This is a genomic window from Bacillus sp. FSL H8-0534 (genome assembly GCF_038005885.1).
Classification (GTDB): domain Bacteria; phylum Bacillota; class Bacilli; order Bacillales; family Bacillaceae_G; genus Bacillus_A; species Bacillus_A pseudomycoides.
This window is the reverse complement of sequence record NZ_JBBOUC010000001.1, coordinates 5,013,881-5,031,080: the sequence shown is the minus strand read 5'-3', so window position 1 is coordinate 5,031,080 and position 17,200 is coordinate 5,013,881. Positions and strand designations below refer to the sequence as shown.

The window sequence follows — 17,200 nt, the reverse complement described above, 5'->3', positions numbered from 1 at the left end:
TGACTACGGAGAAAGAAAAAACTTTTTCTGTCGAATAAACTCATTTACATAGAAAAATCTCTCCATGCCGGAGAGATTTTTCACAAACCATTAAAGCATTTCTTTTACTTTACGAACAACATTTTCTACAGTGAATCCATACTCTTCCATGATCTTTTCACCAGGAGCAGAAGCACCGAATGTATCGATACCTAGTACATCTCCTTCAAGACCAACGTAACGGTGCCATCCGAAAGTCGCACCCATTTCAATTGCGAAACGTTTTGTTACTGCTTTTGGTAATACAGATTCTTTATATTCAGCAGATTGCGCTTCAAAGCGATCCATAGATGGCATGCTGACAACAGCTGCATCAACACCATCTTCTGCTAATGCTTTTTGCGCTTCAATCGCTAAGCTTACTTCAGAACCAGTTGCAAGTAAGATTACATCAGCAATTTCTTTCTTGCTTGCAGAAATTACATACGCTCCTTTTGCAACTTTTTCATAGATATCGTCTTTTGCACCTTCTAATGTTGGAAGATCTTGACGAGTTAAAATTAATGCAGTTGGTGTGTTTGTAGACCCTAAAGCTAACTTCCAAGCTGCAACAGACTCGTTACCGTCAGCAGGACGAATAACAGATACATTTGGCATTGCACGAAGCGCCGCTAACTGCTCGACCGGTTCATGTGTTGGACCATCTTCACCAACAGCGATACTGTCATGTGTAAACACATATGTTACAGGCAATTGCATTAATGCTGCAAGACGGATTGCTGGACGTAAGTAATCAGAGAATACGAAGAACGTACCACCGTAAGTTTTTAAGCCGCCATGAAGTGCGATACCGTTCATTGCTGCACCCATCGCGAACTCACGTACACCGTACCAAATATTTTTACCGCTGTAGTCAGCTCTTGTAAAGTCTTTTTCGTTATTCATGTATGTTTTGTTAGAACCAGCAAGGTCTGCAGATCCACCAAAGAATGATGGTACCGCTTCTGCAATCGCGTTAATTACAGTACCTGAAGAAGAACGAGTTGCTGTTTTTGATCCTAATTCATAAGTTGGTAAGTTTTGATCCCAACCTTCTGGAAGAAGACCCTTCATCGCTGTTTGTAATTCATTTGCTAATTCTGGATATGTTTGTGCGTATTCACCAAGCATTGTGTTCCACTCAGCTTGAGCTGTTTCGCCAACATCTTGTACCGTTTTACGGAAGTTATCATATACTTCTTCTGATACATGGAAGTCTTGTTCAGCTGTCCAAGCATACGCTTCTTTTGTTAATTTTGTTTCGTCTACACCTAGTGGAGAACCGTGTGAAGCTGATTTTCCTGATTTGTTTGGAGAACCGAAACCGATTGTTGTTCTTACTTCGATTAGCGTTGGGCGTTTTTCGTCAGCTTTCGCTTCCTCAATTGCTTTCGCAATTGCTGCAACATCGTTTCCATCCTCAACACGGATTACTTGCCAACCATATGCTTTATAACGATCTTCTACACTTTCAGAGAATGAACGATTTAAATCACCATCTAATGAAATATCATTAGAATCGTATAATACAACAAGTCGACCTAATCCTAAGTGAGCAGCTAATGAAGATGCTTCAGCAGAAACGCCTTCCATTAAATCGCCATCACCGCAAATTGCGTATGTATAATGGTCAACTACATTGTATGCATCACGGTTATACTTCGCTGCTAAATGTCTCTCAGCCATTGCCATACCAACAGCTGTCGAAATACCTTGTCCAAGCGGACCAGTTGTTGCATCTACGCCTGCTGTGTGACCATACTCAGGATGTCCTGGAGTTTTGCTTCCCCATTGACGGAAATTCTTTAAATCATCCATTGTTACGTCGTAACCAGATAGATGAAGTAGGCTGTATAATAACATTGAACCATGGCCTGCAGATAATACGAAACGATCGCGGTTAAACCACGTTGGGTTATTTGGATTATGTTTCATAAATTGCGTCCATAATGTATAAGCCATTGGTGCTGCACCCATTGGCATTCCTGGGTGACCAGAGTTTGCTTTTTCAATCGCATCAATGGATAATGTGCGAATCGTGTTGATAGAAAGTTGTTCGATTGAATGTGACATGCTATTCTTCCCTTCGCTTATATTAGTAAACGTTTTACACATTTATATGATAGCTTCCCACGCAAGATTATACAACATGTATCGACAAATATGTTGATGTTTTTTCGAATTTGTTCAAAAAACATACTAAATTTCACAATGTATAGGGTTTCAATCTGCTATACTTTTTCATTATTCATTTATTGATAATAAAGGGAATTATCTGTATTTTCATACGTGGCTCATAAAAATCTTTAGCAAATATTCTCCACTCCTCTATTTACCATTTATTCACAACATATATAATAGAAATGAATATATATTAATTTTCGTCGTATATATCAAATAAAAACTGCGGGAGGAGAAATGATGAGTGAACAAGTGGTTTCCTACACCTTTTTAATTGTTTTTTCCCTTATTACAATTAGTTCTATTTACCTTTCAGTAAAATTAAAGTCACCTTATAAATACCTCCCAGGTGTTGTCATGCTTATTCTCTCCATTGGCACGTTCAGCATACTATATTTTGATCGAGGTATAATGATAACTAGTGAAGGATTAGGTTATTTATATAGTCTCATTGCAATCCTCTTGTTACTTATCGCCAGTATTTCTTTATTCATAGCAATTGCTATTTCTTTTATTTCAGCTTTATTTAGAAAAAATTAACATTTGTTATGTTTGAGCACTACGCTCGATAAAAAATTAAATCCCAAAATGCAAAAGGTGTCCTTCTCCCGCTTCCACTTTATAGAGTAGTCTAATTAAAGACTCTAACTCTGTACAAAGAATATCTCGATTAAAACTAAGGTGTTCATACTCTCCATCCGTATCACACTCTACCGTCCATTGAAATGAGCCTGTGAGTTCTATTTTTTCAGGTCCCAATGAAAAGAGATTGACTAATGAGCGAAATAGGTTGATCGCTATTTCTGCTCCCTCTTTCTCGATTTTTGTAATACCATAATAATGGATACCAAACCCTTTCTCTTTCTTAAAAGGATTATATGTTGGAATCCACTGTAAAAAATCTGACACATACAAAACAATTTCATCACTGAATATCACGCATTCTTCAACAACCGTTCCATCTTTATAAAAAAACTCCCTGTCATGCCAAGAAAAATCTTCAGAACTTAGCTCTCCTTTTTCATTTGAAACAAATACAAATTCATGTTGCAAAGCCATAGTATTCTCCTCCTTCTCCTGTCATCATACGATACTCCAAAAACATTTTCATTTTCTTCATTATATATTTTTATATTTTCTAAACATTTGACAAAAAATAAACCTAGATTATTTGTTATGATTTATCATAAGATAACAAAAAAAGAAGGTTGATAAGCTTGAATAAGAACAACATCGTTCATATAAACATTCTACTAACAAGCGATATACACGGTACGATTTATCCAATTCATTATCGAAATAACGAGCCAGCAGAAATAGGATTAGCCAAACTTGCAACACGTATCACCCAAGAGCGTAACCAACATGAACATGTAATTGTGATCGATAACGGCGATTTTATACAAGGAACTCCATTCACCTATTACTACGCTAAATATATACAGCATAAAAAGAACCCAATGTCACTTATCGCGAATTACATTGGATATGATGCGGCCGTTATCGGAAATCACGAATTCAACTATGGAATGGATGTATTAAACAAAGCTATATTAAACGCGAATATGCCTTATCTATCTGCAAATATTTTAAATAAACATACAAAAGATCCTTACTTTGGGACACCCTATATTATTAAACACATACATCCTAATATAAAAGTCGCTATCTTGGGAGTTACAACACATTACATCCCAAATTGGGAGCAGCCACCTCATATTAAAGATTTACTATTTGAAGATGCACTAGAAACAACCAAAAAATGGGTTTCTCTCATTCATAACCAAGAGCAGCCTGACTTATTAGTCGTAGCATATCATGGTGGCTTTGAAAGGGATTTACAATCTGGAGAACCAACAGAAATTTCAACCGGTGAGAATCAAGGATATGCGATGTGCCAAGAAATAGATGGTATTGATATATTACTAACAGGTCACCAACATCGCTCTATTGCAAATACGAAAGTAAATGGTGTAACCGTTGTACAACTCGGATCTAATGGCCATTCATTAGGAAAAGTTCGAGTAGAGTTAGAACAAAATAAAGATCGAAGGATAATTAAAAAGTGTCAATCGGAACTGTTATCTGTCAAAGACGTTCAAACAGACGAAAAAGCACTTTCACTTGTATCTGACTACGAAAATCAAACGCAACAATGGCTAGATCAACCAATCGGCACCATTATCGGTGACATGCAAATTCACACTGCGATGCAAACACGTTTACAAGACAATCCTTTTATTGAATTTATAAACAAAGTACAAATGGAGGTAGCTGGAGTCCATATTTCTTGTACAAGCCTATTTCATAATGAATCTTCTGGCTTTCCAAATCAAATTACAATGAGAGATATTGTATCAAATTATATTTATCCAAACACATTAAAGGTCATACGTATTACAGGAAAAGATATTAAAGATGCTCTTGAATTATCCGCTGAATATTTCACATTAAATAACGAAGAAGATATTATTGTAAACCCCGCTTACAATACGCCAAAACCACAGCATTACAATTACGATATGTGGGAAGGAGTTTCATACATATTAAACATTTCAAAACCAGTTGGTGAACGAATAGTTTCCTTACAATATGACGGATCTCCCATTCACTTTGATCAAGAATATGACGTAGTTATGAATAATTATCGTGCAAGTGGTGGCGGAAATTATTTTATGTACCAAAATAAACCCATCATAAAAGACATACCAATTGATATGTCTGAACTTATCGCAAATTACATATTAGAGCGGGGGACAATTGAAGCGACTACCAATCGTAATTGGAAAGTTACCAAATAAACCATTCTATTAAAATCAAAAAAGATGGGCTGCGCCCACCTCTTAATTTAACTTTGTATTATCTTGTTTTTTCAATGCTTTTAATTTCGTCGGTGTAATATCTTTACCTTCTTCGTTAACGACTTTAATGCCTTTTAATTCGTTTAACATATTTTGACGAAATCCTTTTAAATATTGTTCACGGAGCGATTGGCGCTCACGTTGTTCTTCTTCAGTTAATCCTTCAGCTTTCGCTTTTTTCGCTAAGAAGTTAATGCGTTCAATGAGTTCGTGACTTAGCATCTCGAATCCCCTTTCTACTTAAAACTGATTATTATCATACAATAGTTAGTCTTGTTTATCAAGCAATTGCTTCGTGTATTCCACGTATCTGCGATGTACTGTTGCTTTAGATACATCGTGTCCAAAACCTCGAAGCGTTGCTGCAATTTCCTCAAATGTTAATTCATTGCGACGCAGACGTACAATTTCTTCAATCGGCACTTCTTTCTTTTCACGTCCTGTGCTTAAATGTCGGTTTTTTAAGTTTTTTTCTGGACGAAACCCTCTTTCTACCGCTCTCTGCATTCCACGTTTAATCTTCAAATTATGAATCTTTCTCTGATACTCTTCAACTATACCAATAATATCTAGTACCATAGAATCCGAATCAGAAAGCTGTAATTCACCATTATGCGTATGTGTATATACTTTTATTCCTTCTTTATGTAAACAGTGCATTAAAGCAATTTTTGCATTCCCTCTTCCAAGCCGCGTTTCATCTTGAATGAGAAGCACATCGACCTGTTCATCTCGAATCATATCTAACACTTCTAATATACCGTCTCGTTCAATCGTATAGCCGCTTGCCTTCTCCTCAATCACCTTTATAACATTCATTTGATACCGCTCAGCTAAATGCAATAATTCATCTTTTTGGCGTGATAATGAAGTTTCCTGCGCTTCTTTCGTTGTGCTTACACGGGCATAAATGATTGCATTCATTTTAAAACCTTCTTCCTCATTTCAATTTTTCCTTTAGTGTATCACAAATCGTCCTTTTGTTCGAACTTATGTTTGTAGAATGTTTTTTTGCATGTTATACTTATAAGTAAGAAAATTGAAAGAAAACGAGGTGTAAAAAAACATGGAAAAGTTAACAAAACGCCAGCAAGACATTCTCGACTTCATTAAACTAAAAGTACAAGAAAAAGGTTATCCACCTTCCGTACGCGAAATCGGTCAAGCGGTTGGCCTTGCTTCTAGTTCTACGGTGCACGGACATTTATCACGTCTAGAAGAAAAAGGTTATATTCGACGTGATCCAACAAAACCAAGAGCTATTGAAATTTTAGGAGAAGTAAGAATCGAAACAGACACACAATCAGTTGTTCAAGTCCCAATTGTCGGAAAAGTTACAGCTGGTTTACCAATTACAGCAGTTGAAAGTGTAGAAGAACACTTCCCACTTCCTGCAAGCGTTGTTGCTGGAGCAGACCAGGTGTTTATGCTACGAATCTCTGGAGATAGTATGATCGAAGCTGGTATTCTGGATGGAGACTTAGTTGTTGTTCGCCAACAACATTCTGCATACAATGGAGAAATCGTTGTTGCTTTAACAGAAGATAATGAAGCAACTGTAAAACGTTTTTACAAAGAAAAAGATCATTTCCGCTTACAACCCGAAAACTCTTCTTTAGAGCCAATCATTTTAGATAAAGTCTCTGTTATTGGAAAAGTAATCGGGGTATATCGCGATTTACATTAAAAAATAGACCAGTTAAACTGGTCTATTTTTTAATTCGCTTCAATTGTCACGTCTCCTGCAGATGTTTGTCCGCTAATTTTTACGCTCCCATTCCCTACTACTACATTTCTTTCTTCCTCCTTGAAAACCTTAACTTCACCAGCAAATGTTTTCCCACTTACAGTCGCATCTTGAGGCTTTTCAAGTAGACGAATATCAACATCTCCTGCAGTCGAGCTTGCTTCCACATCATATTTAGAGTCATGATCAATAACGTCCACATCTCCACTTGTTGTTTTCGCAACAACTTTTCCACTTACTTTTTTCATTTTAATTCCGCCCGCTTTTGAAGATCCTTCTACTTTCTTCGCTGTCACCCGCTCTATTTCTACATCTCCACCAAGCGTTGCAGCTTCTATGCGTTCACTCTTCACATCATTTACTGTTATCTCACCAGCAGAAGAACTTACTTTTATGTCTTGATAAGCACGTTCTGGAACAACAATTGTTACCCCCGACGATTTAAACCCAAATGATAAAAATGAAAAATCTAATGAAATTCCTTTTTTTATCTTACCTTGAACTTTTAATATATCTCCTTTTTCATCAATACTTATTTTTTGCTTCGTAGTATTTCCTGATTGTTTTATATAAAAAGAAGAATCATTCCCTTTTTGAACTGTAACATCCTCAGCATCCAAATCAATTTCTAGATTTTTAATTACTTCATTTTTTATAACTCTTTCAGTTTCTCCCTTTTCCGCCGCATCTACTGTTTTTGAATATGTTTGCGATATACCAATAACACCAATAATGATACAAGCGACAGCTATTAATACTATCTTTTTCATCTCAGCTATTCCCCTCTAATCATTTTGAGATTCCAATTGACATAGCGCACACAAAATTTTTTAAACCATTTTGTACAGTAGTAAGCACCTATACATAACAATAATCCAACACCAACAAACGTAATAGAAACGAATACCTCAAGCCACAAAAAAGTACCAGTTAGGATTTTAATTACTACAAATAGTGGTGCCACAACGCTAGCAACTCCACCAACCCAAAGTGCAAATATAAAACTTATAATTGCGACTAAAGGACCTAATACAAGAATAAAATTTAATAAACTAAGACCAATTGCCGCCATTACAGCTCTTGTTATATTTGAAGCAGATGGATCCTTTTTCATCTCATCAAAACGATATAACGCTAACATCTCTTTCGCAATTGCTTTTGGCGAACCGAGTCCTTTTATAATTTCTACCTCTGTCTTCCCTTCCTCTAATCCAAACTGAAAATGCTCCTCATAATCGTATAAAATATCCTGTCTTTCTTCTTCTGATAACTTTCTAAGATGTCCTGATAGATCTCGAAGAAACTGTTCTTTGTTCATCTCATTACACCTCTTCAATAATTTCTTGTACCCCTCTAGCAAAGTCACGCCAATCCGTTACAAGTAAATGGAGTTGTTCTTCACCTTGATTTGTTAATTGATAATATTTACGCGGTGGCCCTTCTGTTGATTCTTTTAAATATGTTTGAAAATAGCCCTCTTTTGTTAATCGACGTAATAACGGATATACAGACCCTTCCGATATTAAAAATTTATTGGAGATTTGCTGAACGAGCTCATAACCGTAGCAATCTTTTCGTTTGACAAGTGCCAGTACACAAAGTTCTAGCACACCTTTTTTAAACTGGACGTTCAAAGATAATCCTCCTTTCCAATCAGTACCACTCAATGCAAGGTACTTACGTTATCCATAATATACCATCAACTATTGTTTATTGCAAGGTACCGTTTGTTGTCTATTTAATAAAATACCGTTTTCCACCTCTCTTTTCTTTATACCAAACAAATTAAAGAATCACGATTCCCCTTACCTAAACATGGAGAAATCGTGATAAATAATATCATACAATTCTATACACTAAATGGATTTATGTAATAATTCCAGCACATCTTTCATAACAAAGGGGGCATCTTTTTTTACACGCTCAGCAAACTCAGAAACTAGACGCAATGTTTTAATACTTTCAATCGGATGATCACCTGATGCACTTTCAGCAGAAAGCATAACAGCATTCGTTCCATCCAATACAGCTTGAAATACATCAGTCACCTCAGCTCTTGTAGGAATAGAATAATCCACCATGGATTGAAGCATTTGCGTTGCCGTAATCACATACGTATTTGTGCGATTACACTCATGAATCATCATTTTTTGTAAAAGCGGAATAAATTGGTACGGTAATTCTACGCCTAAATCGCCCCTGGCAATCATAATACCCTCCACTTCTTTACATATCTCCTGAAAATTCTCGATGGCCTCCATCGTTTCCACCTTAGCAATTAGATTTGGTGAAGTTTCATTTTTTAGGCGGATAAAGTTCCGGATTTCCTGTATATGAGAAGGTTTTCTAACAAATGAGCATGCAATAAAGTCAACATTCTCACTTAAAAGAAACTGAATATCTTTTTTATCCTTCTCTGTAATAGCTGGTAAGCTAACGATTGTACCTGGTAAATTCACCCCCTTATGAGAAGCTATATCGCCACCTACCTTTACTTTTGTTTCTATTTTATCCTCGCTTATCTTTTCAACCGTTAACTCAACTTGTCCATCATTAATAAGAATTCTATTTCCAACTTTCACGTCATTAATAATCCCTGGATAATCAACACTTGCTTCTTCTTTGTTTCCAGAAATAGAATGAATGTATAAAGTAAAAGTATCTCCTGCTTGAAGAGTAACTCCATTTTCTTCAATAACTCCCAATCTTATCTTGGGTCCTTGTAAATCCCCTAAAATTTTGATGGAATCATCTAAAGATTTTACCAATTGAATTATTTCCTTATGGCTTCCATGGGAACCATGCGATAAATTAAGGCGGATAATATTCATACCATTTCTTATTAACTGCGACAAAGTATCCTTATTATTACTCGCCGGTCCAATTGTACAAATTCGATCAATTGTCATATTTTCACCATCCTTTTTTATCTATAATTCCCATATAGAAAGAAAAAATAATATTTCTCATACATGGTTTGTAATGTAAGAGTAGAAAAGGCCGATAATTCCTTAGTACAAGAATTACCGACCTTTTCATGATGAAAATGACCTGAGTTGTTGCATGATAAAAAAGCGAACCATCAAATGGATTTTTTTAACAAATGAACACTCTAGTATGTATCCATCACGATAACAAAGCACTCATTCCATCGATTGCTGCATTTGTTTTTGTTTCAACCTTTCTTCCAACACATGAATCATAAATAAAAAATGCTCAGCTTCTCTTGTAACATGATCAGCTAGTAATGGATTAATTACATTTCGAATTTGGCATGTTTGAATAAGTTCCAATCCCGCCTTTTTGAAATTTCTCAATTCAACTGTGGCATTTTCACTATCTTTATTTAGCTTTCCGATTAAATCCTTCACCAAGAAAAAGTGCATATTCCTTCATAATCCGTAACCAAAATCGATTTTCAGTTAAAGAGCGTTCAATAAATAATTGTTCAGTTAATGATTCAGAAGGCGTAGCTTTCAATTCCGGTGGAAGCAGCATAGCCCGCTGTGTATCCATGACAAAGTGACCAGGAATAGATTGTTGTTGTCCATTATTCATTAAATCCCCCCTAGCGCCCCACGCCCATCAACTTAAGAATTCAGAATTACATCAAACCGAAAAAGAGTCCTAAATTAATAGGACTCTTTTTCGGTGATTTGAATGTAAACTTTTTATCATCAGTTTACATTCATTTCCCCTTAAACATTAACTTTATGCCGCCCCCCCCGATATCCCAAAATACATAACAAAAGTATATATTCAAAATACTGTAAATAAAGAGGTCAGTTGCAAGGAATACTCAATCATAGTACACCATAAATCACACTTAAACATATCGGAATCAATAAAGAAGGGAAAGATAATATACTTGATACATTTCAAATCTAGCAATATAAAACTAAAAGGGACTCTTACCTACGAGTCCCTTTTAGTTTTGATAATTAAACTCCACTAATTTGTATTAAGCCCTCATTCATTAACTATATAATTCACCTTCCTAATTCTTAATTATCAAGAAGATAAATCACAAGAAAAAGAAGCTAACAATTTATTGTTAGCTTCTTAACTCATGGAAAAAATGGTGTTTTTACCCACATCCTACTATCTAGATTGTGATTTAACGCTTGTAAGATGAGCATCAAACATATCAATTATTTCAAGAAATCTATCAGCTTCACGGAAAACATGGTCTGCTAATAGTGGATGAATGATACTCTTTATTTTACATTGCTCAATTAAATCACGTGCCGTTTTCTTAAAATCCCGAAGAGATGTGACTGACACACGATTTTGATCCAAAAATTGATCTAAAAGAGGAACTGTTTGAGATTGTGGTTTCATAGATTCTAAGTCAATTGCTTGATACATCAATTCATCAAAATCATTGCTAAAATTCCGGGCTATATCTACAAGCTTTCTTTCCGATGGATCAAGAAGATGACCAATAAATTTAGCATGGTCTGCCATAATCCTTAAAAAGAAAACATTTTCTTTAATAATAGCATCAGGAAGAGCATCCAATCTACCTTCATTTAATTCAATTAAGCGTTTTCTAAAATAATCAGCTTCCCTACTTGTATGGTCAACTAACAGTGGAAAATTATTTTGTCCTGGCAATTTACATGTGAGAATTAATCCTAGAATTTTTCGTTTAAATCCAAAAATATTAGTTGCAGCTTGTTGTACTTCTGAATTAAATCTCTTTATTTGCTCAGGATCTGTTTGATTTGTATAAGAATATGCAATTTGTTCGATGTGTTCAAACAATCGGTAAAATTGATTAGCCTCTTGGATTAATTGAGTATCCTCACATCTAAACCCCAATCGAAGAAATAGAGAATGCTCTTTCATGATTCTAGACCAAAAACGGATTTCATTTAATGATCGTTCAACAAACATTACAGACGTAACACCCGTATCAGGATGTAATGAGGTTTCATCCCTATTCATTCTCAATCCCCCCCAGTAAATACTACGCTAGTTCTATTCTTATGAATAAATATAGATAAAAATACCATCAATAAAAGTTCATTATGACTATAAAAATAAGATTATTTTTTCTATTCATCACAACATAAATAATGATAAATCTCGTATACATGTGGAAATTAACATAACCTATCATTATCGGTAGCCAAAAAAAGCTCACTCCTTGTCCATCAAGATAAACTTTATAAACTTATATGCTTAAAATCAGAATTAATACCTATTTGCGTACTATTGAGTATTAAGAATAATTAAGTAGTTTAAAGTAAATATTATTACTGTTATAAGTCAAAAGGAGGTCATTATCATGAACAAACAACGAGCACAAGAGATTGCATCTTCACCGGTTATGGCTAATGTAACCTATAATGGAGTTCCGATTTATATTCAAAATGTAGATAAAAATAATGAAACAGCTAGAATTTACCCCCTTAATGAGCCTCAAAATGAGCAGGAAATTCCTTTATCCAACTTAATAGAACATTAAACAAACAATAATTTTTAATCCAAACACTACTCAGAGTGATGTTTGTTAGGGACAGCTCATACAATTGCTTGTCCCTATTTTACAAATGAAATATTCAACCTCAAAATCTAAAATACTTCTGAATAATACGTTGAGATAAGTGTAATTTTATTGAACTTGTCAATTAGTTGTTAAATCCCATAGTTACTAGAATATTGTTAATCTATGTTTCTAGTGAAATATTTTTACACTGGAAACAAATTTCATGCACATAAGACTAGAGTCAAAACAAAATAATTTAAAAACGTAGAGTAGGATTTCCTTAAATGACATAGAAATTATATAAAGTGACAAAAAGGGGTAATTTCCTCAACAATACCAACCATTTCAAGCAAATTCCCTTCAATTTCCCCGTAGATTGGTTTTTTCTTGCAACAAAAATCTAAAAGCAAATTTTATTTTACACGAAACATAATTTTCACAATAAATTGAATCAACTATAAAAAATGAAATTGGGAGGAGTACGATGACGCAACTCGATTCTTTGCACCCAATTGTAGAAAAGATAATCAATAACATTGAAAAAGTGATTGTCGGAAAGCGAAAGGAAATCATTCTTACCTTAGCGGCTCTCTTAACCGAAGGCCATGTACTATTAGAAGATGTACCAGGTGTCGGGAAAACAATGATGGTACAAGCCCTTGCAAAATCCATCGATGCAAATTTCAAACGGATTCAATTTACTCCTGATTTACTGCCATCAGATGTAACAGGTGTTTCTATTTATAATCCGAAAGAATATCAATTTGAATTTATGGCAGGACCTATTATGGGAAATATCGTGCTAGCTGATGAAATTAACCGTACATCACCAAAAACGCAGTCAGCCTTGCTTGAAAGTATGGAGGAAGGCAATTTAACAGTAGATGGTATAACAAGACCTTTACCAAAGCCATTTTTTGTAATAGCTACACAAAATCCAATTGAGTATGAAGGAACGTATCCTTTACCAGAGGCTCAGCTCGACCGTTTCTTACTAAAGCTAAAAATGGGCTATCCCACACCGGAAGAAGAATTTGAAATTTTAAATCGGACAGAAAAAACAAAGCCTATCTCTCATTTACAAGCCGTTATTACAATAGAAGAATTACTACACTTACAACAAAACGTACGGGCAATATATACAGACAAGGCCATCAAACACTACATCGTAAAAATCGTTAATCAAACCCGATCTTATAATTCCGTACAGCTAGGGGCTAGCCCCCGTGGCTCCATTGCTTTGATGAAAGCTGCACAAGCTTATGCGCTCATAAATGGCAGGGATTTTGTCATTCCAGATGATGTTAAATGTTTAGCTCCATATGTTTTAGCTCATAGACTCATTTTAAAAATAGAGACGAAATTTGAAGGGATAACACCAGAAAGCGTTATCATAAAAATTATCGCCCGGACTCCAGTACCGGCTCAAAAGGCGAAAAACTCCTAATGAAACAGCTACTACGAAATGGTCGTCACGCCGGGAAGCTATCGTTGCTTGCTTTATTCATCGCTTTAACATTTGTATACACCATGTTACAAGGAGAATTTGTAAGCTGGTTTCTATTTTACACCTTTAGTCCTTTCGGTCTTTACTCATTATTGTTACCCTTTTGTGCCTTGTGGAACGCCGAGGTGAAACGCATAACAAATCAAAAGGAGTTTACAGCAGGACAGCAGTTCTTATGCACTATTACAATAAAACGAAAAATCCCCTTCCCCTTGCTTTATTTAATTGTAGAAGAAGTGCTACCCATGGAGTTCAAAACTCGCAAACAATCAAAAAATGCAAAAGTGTTATTATTTCCAGGATTCAAGCGAAACATTTCATATCAATATGTAATCGACGCAATCCCAAGAGGAGAACACACCTTTTCGAGTGTGCGTGTAAAAACTGGTGATGTATTCGGGATTATCGAAAAAGAGACAATCTTTTCAGTTCCCAATAGATTTTTAGTTTATCCCCACTATGTAGACATAACTTATAGACAATTAGAAAACGATTTCGAACAAGGAACACTCTCATCAAATGTGAATGTAGCAAGAGATGCAACAGTCTCATCTGGTGTCAGAGACTATAAACCTGGTGACCGTTTTTCATGGATCGATTGGAAGGCAACTGCTCGAAAAAACAAGATTATGACGAAAGAGTTTGAACAACAACGAAGTCATGATGCCGTGATTTTCATGGACAGAACCCCCTCTCCCCTGTTCGAATTGGTTGTTACGTTTACAGCTTCTCTCGTGAGGTCTATCCTAAAACAAGATTCACAAGCATCATTTATATCCGCCGGAAAAGAACAAACCGTTCTTCCTTTACGTCATGGTGAGACACAATTACAACAAATTTTTCACCATTTAGCAAAAGTACAAGCAGACAATATGTTTCCGCTCTCTCAAACTGTAGAAATAGAGTTAAAGAAAATCTATCAACCAGTAACATTCATACTTGTAACAAGTAATCTTTCTCCCGATATTCAAAAAGTTGCTGACAGTATATCACTGAAAAGCAGTAAGCTAATGATATTTGTCGTCAAGGAAAAAGTACATCAATTCTCAAAATTGGAACTAAGCCTACTCGAAACGCTAAGAAAACAAAAAGTATTCGTGAAAGCAGTTTATGAGAATCATTATACAAATGTATTTTTTGAGGTGAACAAATGACCATATTACCTTCAAATAATAAATGGGATATCAGTAGTTTCCTAATGCATTTATTTGGTTTTCTCATTTTATTAGAATGGTTGCGACCACTTATAGAAATTACAGACATGGTGAGATTGAACCTCTTTACAGGATTTATAGGAATTTGCTTCATTCTCTCTTTTTTTCAAACGCGATTCCAAATTTCGATAAAGATTGTAGTCATCTTATTTATGATTCATTCGGTAGATTATAAGGGACCTTTTATTCATCCTGCTTGGTTGGTAGAATTCTTATCTGATTTTTTTCACAATATCCGCCTTCTCTTTCAAGCAAATTGGTGGGATCTTTCCAAATCTTTTCAGACCTTTTTATTTTTTTTAGTTCTTTGGTTTTCGTGCTTCCTCACCCTTTATTGGCTGATTCACCAAAAACGCGGACTCTTATTTCTTACGTTAACCGTTATTTATATTACAATTTTTGATATATTCGGCTTATATGACATGAACAAGGCGATTATTCGTACAATTATAACGGGTCTTTTCATGCTCAGCCTTCTCCAGATTGAACGTATAAAAACGTTCGAGAACTTACAAAAGCATACCAAATCCACACCGCAATTGCTCATCCCAATTGCGGTATCTATTATATTTACGATAACTATTGGATATTTCGCTCCCAAACCCGGTCCTCAATTATCCAATATTGATACTTTCTTCAGATTCGATACACCTTCAGCAAATAAAGAGACAACAATCAACAAAGTCGGTTACGGTATGGATGACTCTCAATTAGGCGGTCCTTTTAAATGGGACGACACAGTTGTTTTCACAGCGCAAATGCAAAATAGTCAATATTGGAGAGTTGAAACAAAAGACTTTTATACCGGAAAGGGTTGGGAAATTTCTGATAACCCGAAAAAAATTTCTTTTAAGAATAAAAACAACGTATTGAGTTGGTATGAACAAAATACAAAAACGGAAACTGCCGAAGCAATTATCACCATGCAAAAAGACTCACCTCACCTTATTTATCCCGCGGGATTAGTATCGGTTGAAGCTGCTTCAGATGTATCATTCCGTGCAGATCCCTTTTCGGAAAAAATCGATATGATGAAAGAAGGCTCTTCTACTACCTTAAATAAATATAAGGTGACTTATAAGACTCCTCATTTTTCTATCGAAAACTTAAAAGCTGTAAAAGCGGCTGAGGGTCTAGAGGCAAGCTCTTATTTCATAGAAAAATATACTCAATTACCGGACTCATTACCAAAGAGGGTAAAAGACTTAGCGATAAATCTTACAAAAGATAAAAACAATCGATACGATCAAGTATTAGCTGTTGAAAGCTACTTCGCAAATAATTCTTTTGTATATGAAACAGAACATGTTAAGGTTCCTGGAAAGGATCAAGATTATGCAGATCAATTTATATTTGATACAAAAAGTGGATACTGCAATAATTTTTCCACGTCTATGATTGTTTTACTTCGCTCTATTGGGATTCCGGCACGCTGGGTAAAGGGCTATACCGGGGGCACTCTTGAAAACAAAGTAACGAATTCAGATTATGAGAACATTTACACAATCGATAATAACAATGCACACTCTTGGGTTGAAGTATATTTTCCAGGATACGGATGGGTCCCGTTCGAACCAACAAAGGGTTTCAGCAATCCATATAACTTTACACATGACGCTTCTGCTCCAACTGCCACTTCACCAAATAGCGAAACTACGATACCTAGCAACGAACAAACTCCACAGCGAAATGCAGAAACAAAACAAAAAAATTTAATAGAAGATACCGAAGTCCTCTCTAACGGAAAGATTATGGATTCCAAAAAAGGATTTTCATGGGGATACTTGTTCCTTTGTATCATATCAATTAGCATAACTGGCTATGCCCTCTTTACTACTAGAATAAAGTGGTTCGCATTTTTTATCATTCTCTCCTATAAATACCGAAAAGGAGATGATGTTTATGCAAAAGCTTATGATGCACTTTTAAAACAACTGGAAAGAACCGGCATCTCACGCAACGAAAGCCAAACATTGAGAGAATATGCAATCCATGTAGATAACCTTTACAATTCGACTGATATGCAAAAACTCACTCTTAGTTATGAAAATGTTATTTATCAAAACCATCCTGCTACATCGGAATGGAGAAGGTTCATACAATTATGGGAAAAACTCATGAAAAAAGCATCCTCTCCACCCAAGTCGAATGAATTTGATACGTTCATTTGATTGAGTA

General features: G+C 35.4%; 16 protein-coding genes and 2 pseudogenes. 8 read left to right on the top strand and 10 right to left on the bottom strand.

What is annotated here, in order from left to right; genetic code table 11:
* Positions 1-90: 90 nt before the first annotated feature.
* A complete protein-coding gene (gene tkt / locus MHH71_RS25805; protein ID WP_078211735.1) occupies positions 91-2,091 on the bottom strand; it encodes a transketolase in 2,001 nt (666 codons plus the stop codon).
* Positions 2,092-2,439: 348 nt separating this feature from the next.
* On the opposite strand from tkt, the gene MHH71_RS25800 reads away from it, so the two are divergent.
* On the top strand, positions 2,440-2,739 hold the full coding sequence (locus tag MHH71_RS25800; RefSeq protein ID WP_018781452.1) for a hypothetical protein: 300 nt from the start codon (positions 2,440-2,442) through the stop codon (positions 2,737-2,739).
* 36 nt (positions 2,740-2,775) lie between these two features.
* On the opposite strand, the gene MHH71_RS25795 is transcribed toward MHH71_RS25800, so the two are convergent.
* Complete coding sequence (locus MHH71_RS25795) at positions 2,776-3,258, bottom strand: hypothetical protein (protein WP_006095601.1); 483 nt, start codon at positions 3,256-3,258, stop codon at positions 2,776-2,778.
* 158 nt (positions 3,259-3,416) lie between these two features.
* Between MHH71_RS25795 and MHH71_RS25790 the strand changes: the two genes are divergently transcribed.
* The gene (locus MHH71_RS25790) at positions 3,417-5,000 is read left to right on the top strand and encodes a bifunctional metallophosphatase/5'-nucleotidase (RefSeq protein ID WP_006095600.1); all 1,584 of its coding nucleotides are present in this window, start codon (positions 3,417-3,419) and stop codon (positions 4,998-5,000) included.
* 42 nt (positions 5,001-5,042) lie between these two features.
* On the opposite strand, the gene MHH71_RS25785 is transcribed toward MHH71_RS25790, so the two are convergent.
* Positions 5,043-5,282: a DUF896 domain-containing protein gene (locus MHH71_RS25785; protein WP_003199228.1), complete on the bottom strand. Its 240-nt coding sequence runs from the start codon at positions 5,280-5,282 to the stop codon at positions 5,043-5,045.
* Between the two features lie 45 nt (positions 5,283-5,327).
* Positions 5,328-5,984, bottom strand: a complete 657-nt coding sequence (locus tag MHH71_RS25780) for a YneB family resolvase-like protein (RefSeq protein ID WP_003199230.1) — start codon at positions 5,982-5,984, stop codon at positions 5,328-5,330.
* A gap of 142 nt (positions 5,985-6,126) precedes the next feature.
* Between MHH71_RS25780 and lexA the strand changes: the two genes are divergently transcribed.
* The gene (gene lexA / locus MHH71_RS25775; RefSeq protein ID WP_003199232.1) at positions 6,127-6,747 is read left to right on the top strand and encodes a transcriptional repressor LexA; all 621 of its coding nucleotides are present in this window, start codon (positions 6,127-6,129) and stop codon (positions 6,745-6,747) included.
* Positions 6,748-6,776: 29 nt separating this feature from the next.
* On the opposite strand, the gene MHH71_RS25770 is transcribed toward lexA, so the two are convergent.
* The 5 genes and pseudogenes from MHH71_RS25770 to MHH71_RS25750 all read right to left on the bottom strand — a co-directional run bounded on the left by MHH71_RS25770 (position 6,777) and on the right by MHH71_RS25750 (position 10,365).
* Positions 6,777-7,577, bottom strand: a complete 801-nt coding sequence (locus tag MHH71_RS25770) for a DUF4097 family beta strand repeat-containing protein (RefSeq protein WP_006095599.1) — start codon at positions 7,575-7,577, stop codon at positions 6,777-6,779.
* A 5-nt stretch (positions 7,578-7,582) separates the two neighbouring features.
* A complete protein-coding gene (locus tag MHH71_RS25765; protein ID WP_003208004.1) occupies positions 7,583-8,125 on the bottom strand; it encodes a DUF1700 domain-containing protein in 543 nt (180 codons plus the stop codon).
* 4 nt (positions 8,126-8,129) lie between these two features.
* Positions 8,130-8,441, bottom strand: a complete 312-nt coding sequence (locus MHH71_RS25760; RefSeq protein ID WP_003199239.1) for a PadR family transcriptional regulator — start codon at positions 8,439-8,441, stop codon at positions 8,130-8,132.
* A gap of 222 nt (positions 8,442-8,663) precedes the next feature.
* Positions 8,664-9,716, bottom strand: a complete 1,053-nt coding sequence (locus MHH71_RS25755) for a pyruvate kinase (RefSeq protein ID WP_006095597.1) — start codon at positions 9,714-9,716, stop codon at positions 8,664-8,666.
* A 234-nt stretch (positions 9,717-9,950) separates the two neighbouring features.
* Positions 9,951-10,365, bottom strand: a pseudogene (locus MHH71_RS25750) (DUF2935 domain-containing protein).
* A 228-nt stretch (positions 10,366-10,593) separates the two neighbouring features.
* On the opposite strand from MHH71_RS25750, the pseudogene MHH71_RS25745 reads away from it, so the two are divergent.
* A pseudogene (locus MHH71_RS25745) lies at positions 10,594-10,695 on the top strand (tyrosine-type recombinase/integrase); the annotation flags it as partial.
* A 213-nt stretch (positions 10,696-10,908) separates the two neighbouring features.
* Here MHH71_RS25745 and MHH71_RS25740 read toward each other — a convergent pair.
* Entirely contained in the window at positions 10,909-11,757 is an 849-nt protein-coding gene (locus MHH71_RS25740) for a DUF2935 domain-containing protein (RefSeq protein WP_003199253.1), read from the bottom strand.
* A 343-nt stretch (positions 11,758-12,100) separates the two neighbouring features.
* Between MHH71_RS25740 and MHH71_RS25735 the strand changes: the two genes are divergently transcribed.
* The 4 genes from MHH71_RS25735 to MHH71_RS25720 all read left to right on the top strand — a co-directional run bounded on the left by MHH71_RS25735 (position 12,101) and on the right by MHH71_RS25720 (position 17,193).
* Positions 12,101-12,280 carry a small acid-soluble spore protein H gene (locus MHH71_RS25735; protein ID WP_006095595.1) on the top strand — a complete coding sequence of 60 codons (180 nt, stop codon included), beginning with the start codon at positions 12,101-12,103 and terminating at the stop codon, positions 12,278-12,280.
* A 505-nt stretch (positions 12,281-12,785) separates the two neighbouring features.
* Positions 12,786-13,748 carry an AAA family ATPase gene (locus MHH71_RS25730; protein ID WP_003199256.1) on the top strand — a complete coding sequence of 321 codons (963 nt, stop codon included), beginning with the start codon at positions 12,786-12,788 and terminating at the stop codon, positions 13,746-13,748.
* Positions 13,748-14,962 carry a DUF58 domain-containing protein gene (locus MHH71_RS25725; protein WP_006095593.1) on the top strand — a complete coding sequence of 405 codons (1,215 nt, stop codon included), beginning with the start codon at positions 13,748-13,750 and terminating at the stop codon, positions 14,960-14,962. Before MHH71_RS25730 ends, MHH71_RS25725 begins: the two co-directional genes overlap by 1 nt.
* A complete protein-coding gene (locus tag MHH71_RS25720) occupies positions 14,959-17,193 on the top strand; it encodes a DUF4129 domain-containing transglutaminase family protein (RefSeq protein ID WP_033799035.1) in 2,235 nt (744 codons plus the stop codon). Before MHH71_RS25725 ends, MHH71_RS25720 begins: the two co-directional genes overlap by 4 nt.
* Positions 17,194-17,200 lie beyond the last annotated feature (7 nt).

Coding starts and splice junctions, on each gene's coding strand:
- tkt (WP_078211735.1), bottom strand. CDS start 2,091: ATGTCACATTCAATCGAACAACTTTCTATCAACACGATTCGCACATTA.
- MHH71_RS25800 (WP_018781452.1), top strand. CDS start 2,440: ATGAGTGAACAAGTGGTTTCCTACACCTTTTTAATTGTTTTTTCCCTT.
- MHH71_RS25795 (WP_006095601.1), bottom strand. CDS start 3,258: ATGGCTTTGCAACATGAATTTGTATTTGTTTCAAATGAAAAAGGAGAG.
- MHH71_RS25785 (WP_003199228.1), bottom strand. CDS start 5,282: ATGCTAAGTCACGAACTCATTGAACGCATTAACTTCTTAGCGAAAAAA.
- MHH71_RS25780 (WP_003199230.1), bottom strand. CDS start 5,984: ATGAATGCAATCATTTATGCCCGTGTAAGCACAACGAAAGAAGCGCAG.
- lexA (WP_003199232.1), top strand. CDS start 6,127: ATGGAAAAGTTAACAAAACGCCAGCAAGACATTCTCGACTTCATTAAA.
- MHH71_RS25770 (WP_006095599.1), bottom strand. CDS start 7,577: ATGAAAAAGATAGTATTAATAGCTGTCGCTTGTATCATTATTGGTGTT.
- MHH71_RS25765 (WP_003208004.1), bottom strand. CDS start 8,125: ATGAACAAAGAACAGTTTCTTCGAGATCTATCAGGACATCTTAGAAAG.
- MHH71_RS25755 (WP_006095597.1), bottom strand. CDS start 9,716: ATGACAATTGATCGAATTTGTACAATTGGACCGGCGAGTAATAATAAG.
- MHH71_RS25740 (WP_003199253.1), bottom strand. CDS start 11,757: ATGAATAGGGATGAAACCTCATTACATCCTGATACGGGTGTTACGTCT.
- MHH71_RS25735 (WP_006095595.1), top strand. CDS start 12,101: ATGAACAAACAACGAGCACAAGAGATTGCATCTTCACCGGTTATGGCT.
- MHH71_RS25730 (WP_003199256.1), top strand. CDS start 12,786: ATGACGCAACTCGATTCTTTGCACCCAATTGTAGAAAAGATAATCAAT.
- MHH71_RS25725 (WP_006095593.1), top strand. CDS start 13,748: ATGAAACAGCTACTACGAAATGGTCGTCACGCCGGGAAGCTATCGTTG.
- MHH71_RS25720 (WP_033799035.1), top strand. CDS start 14,959: ATGACCATATTACCTTCAAATAATAAATGGGATATCAGTAGTTTCCTA.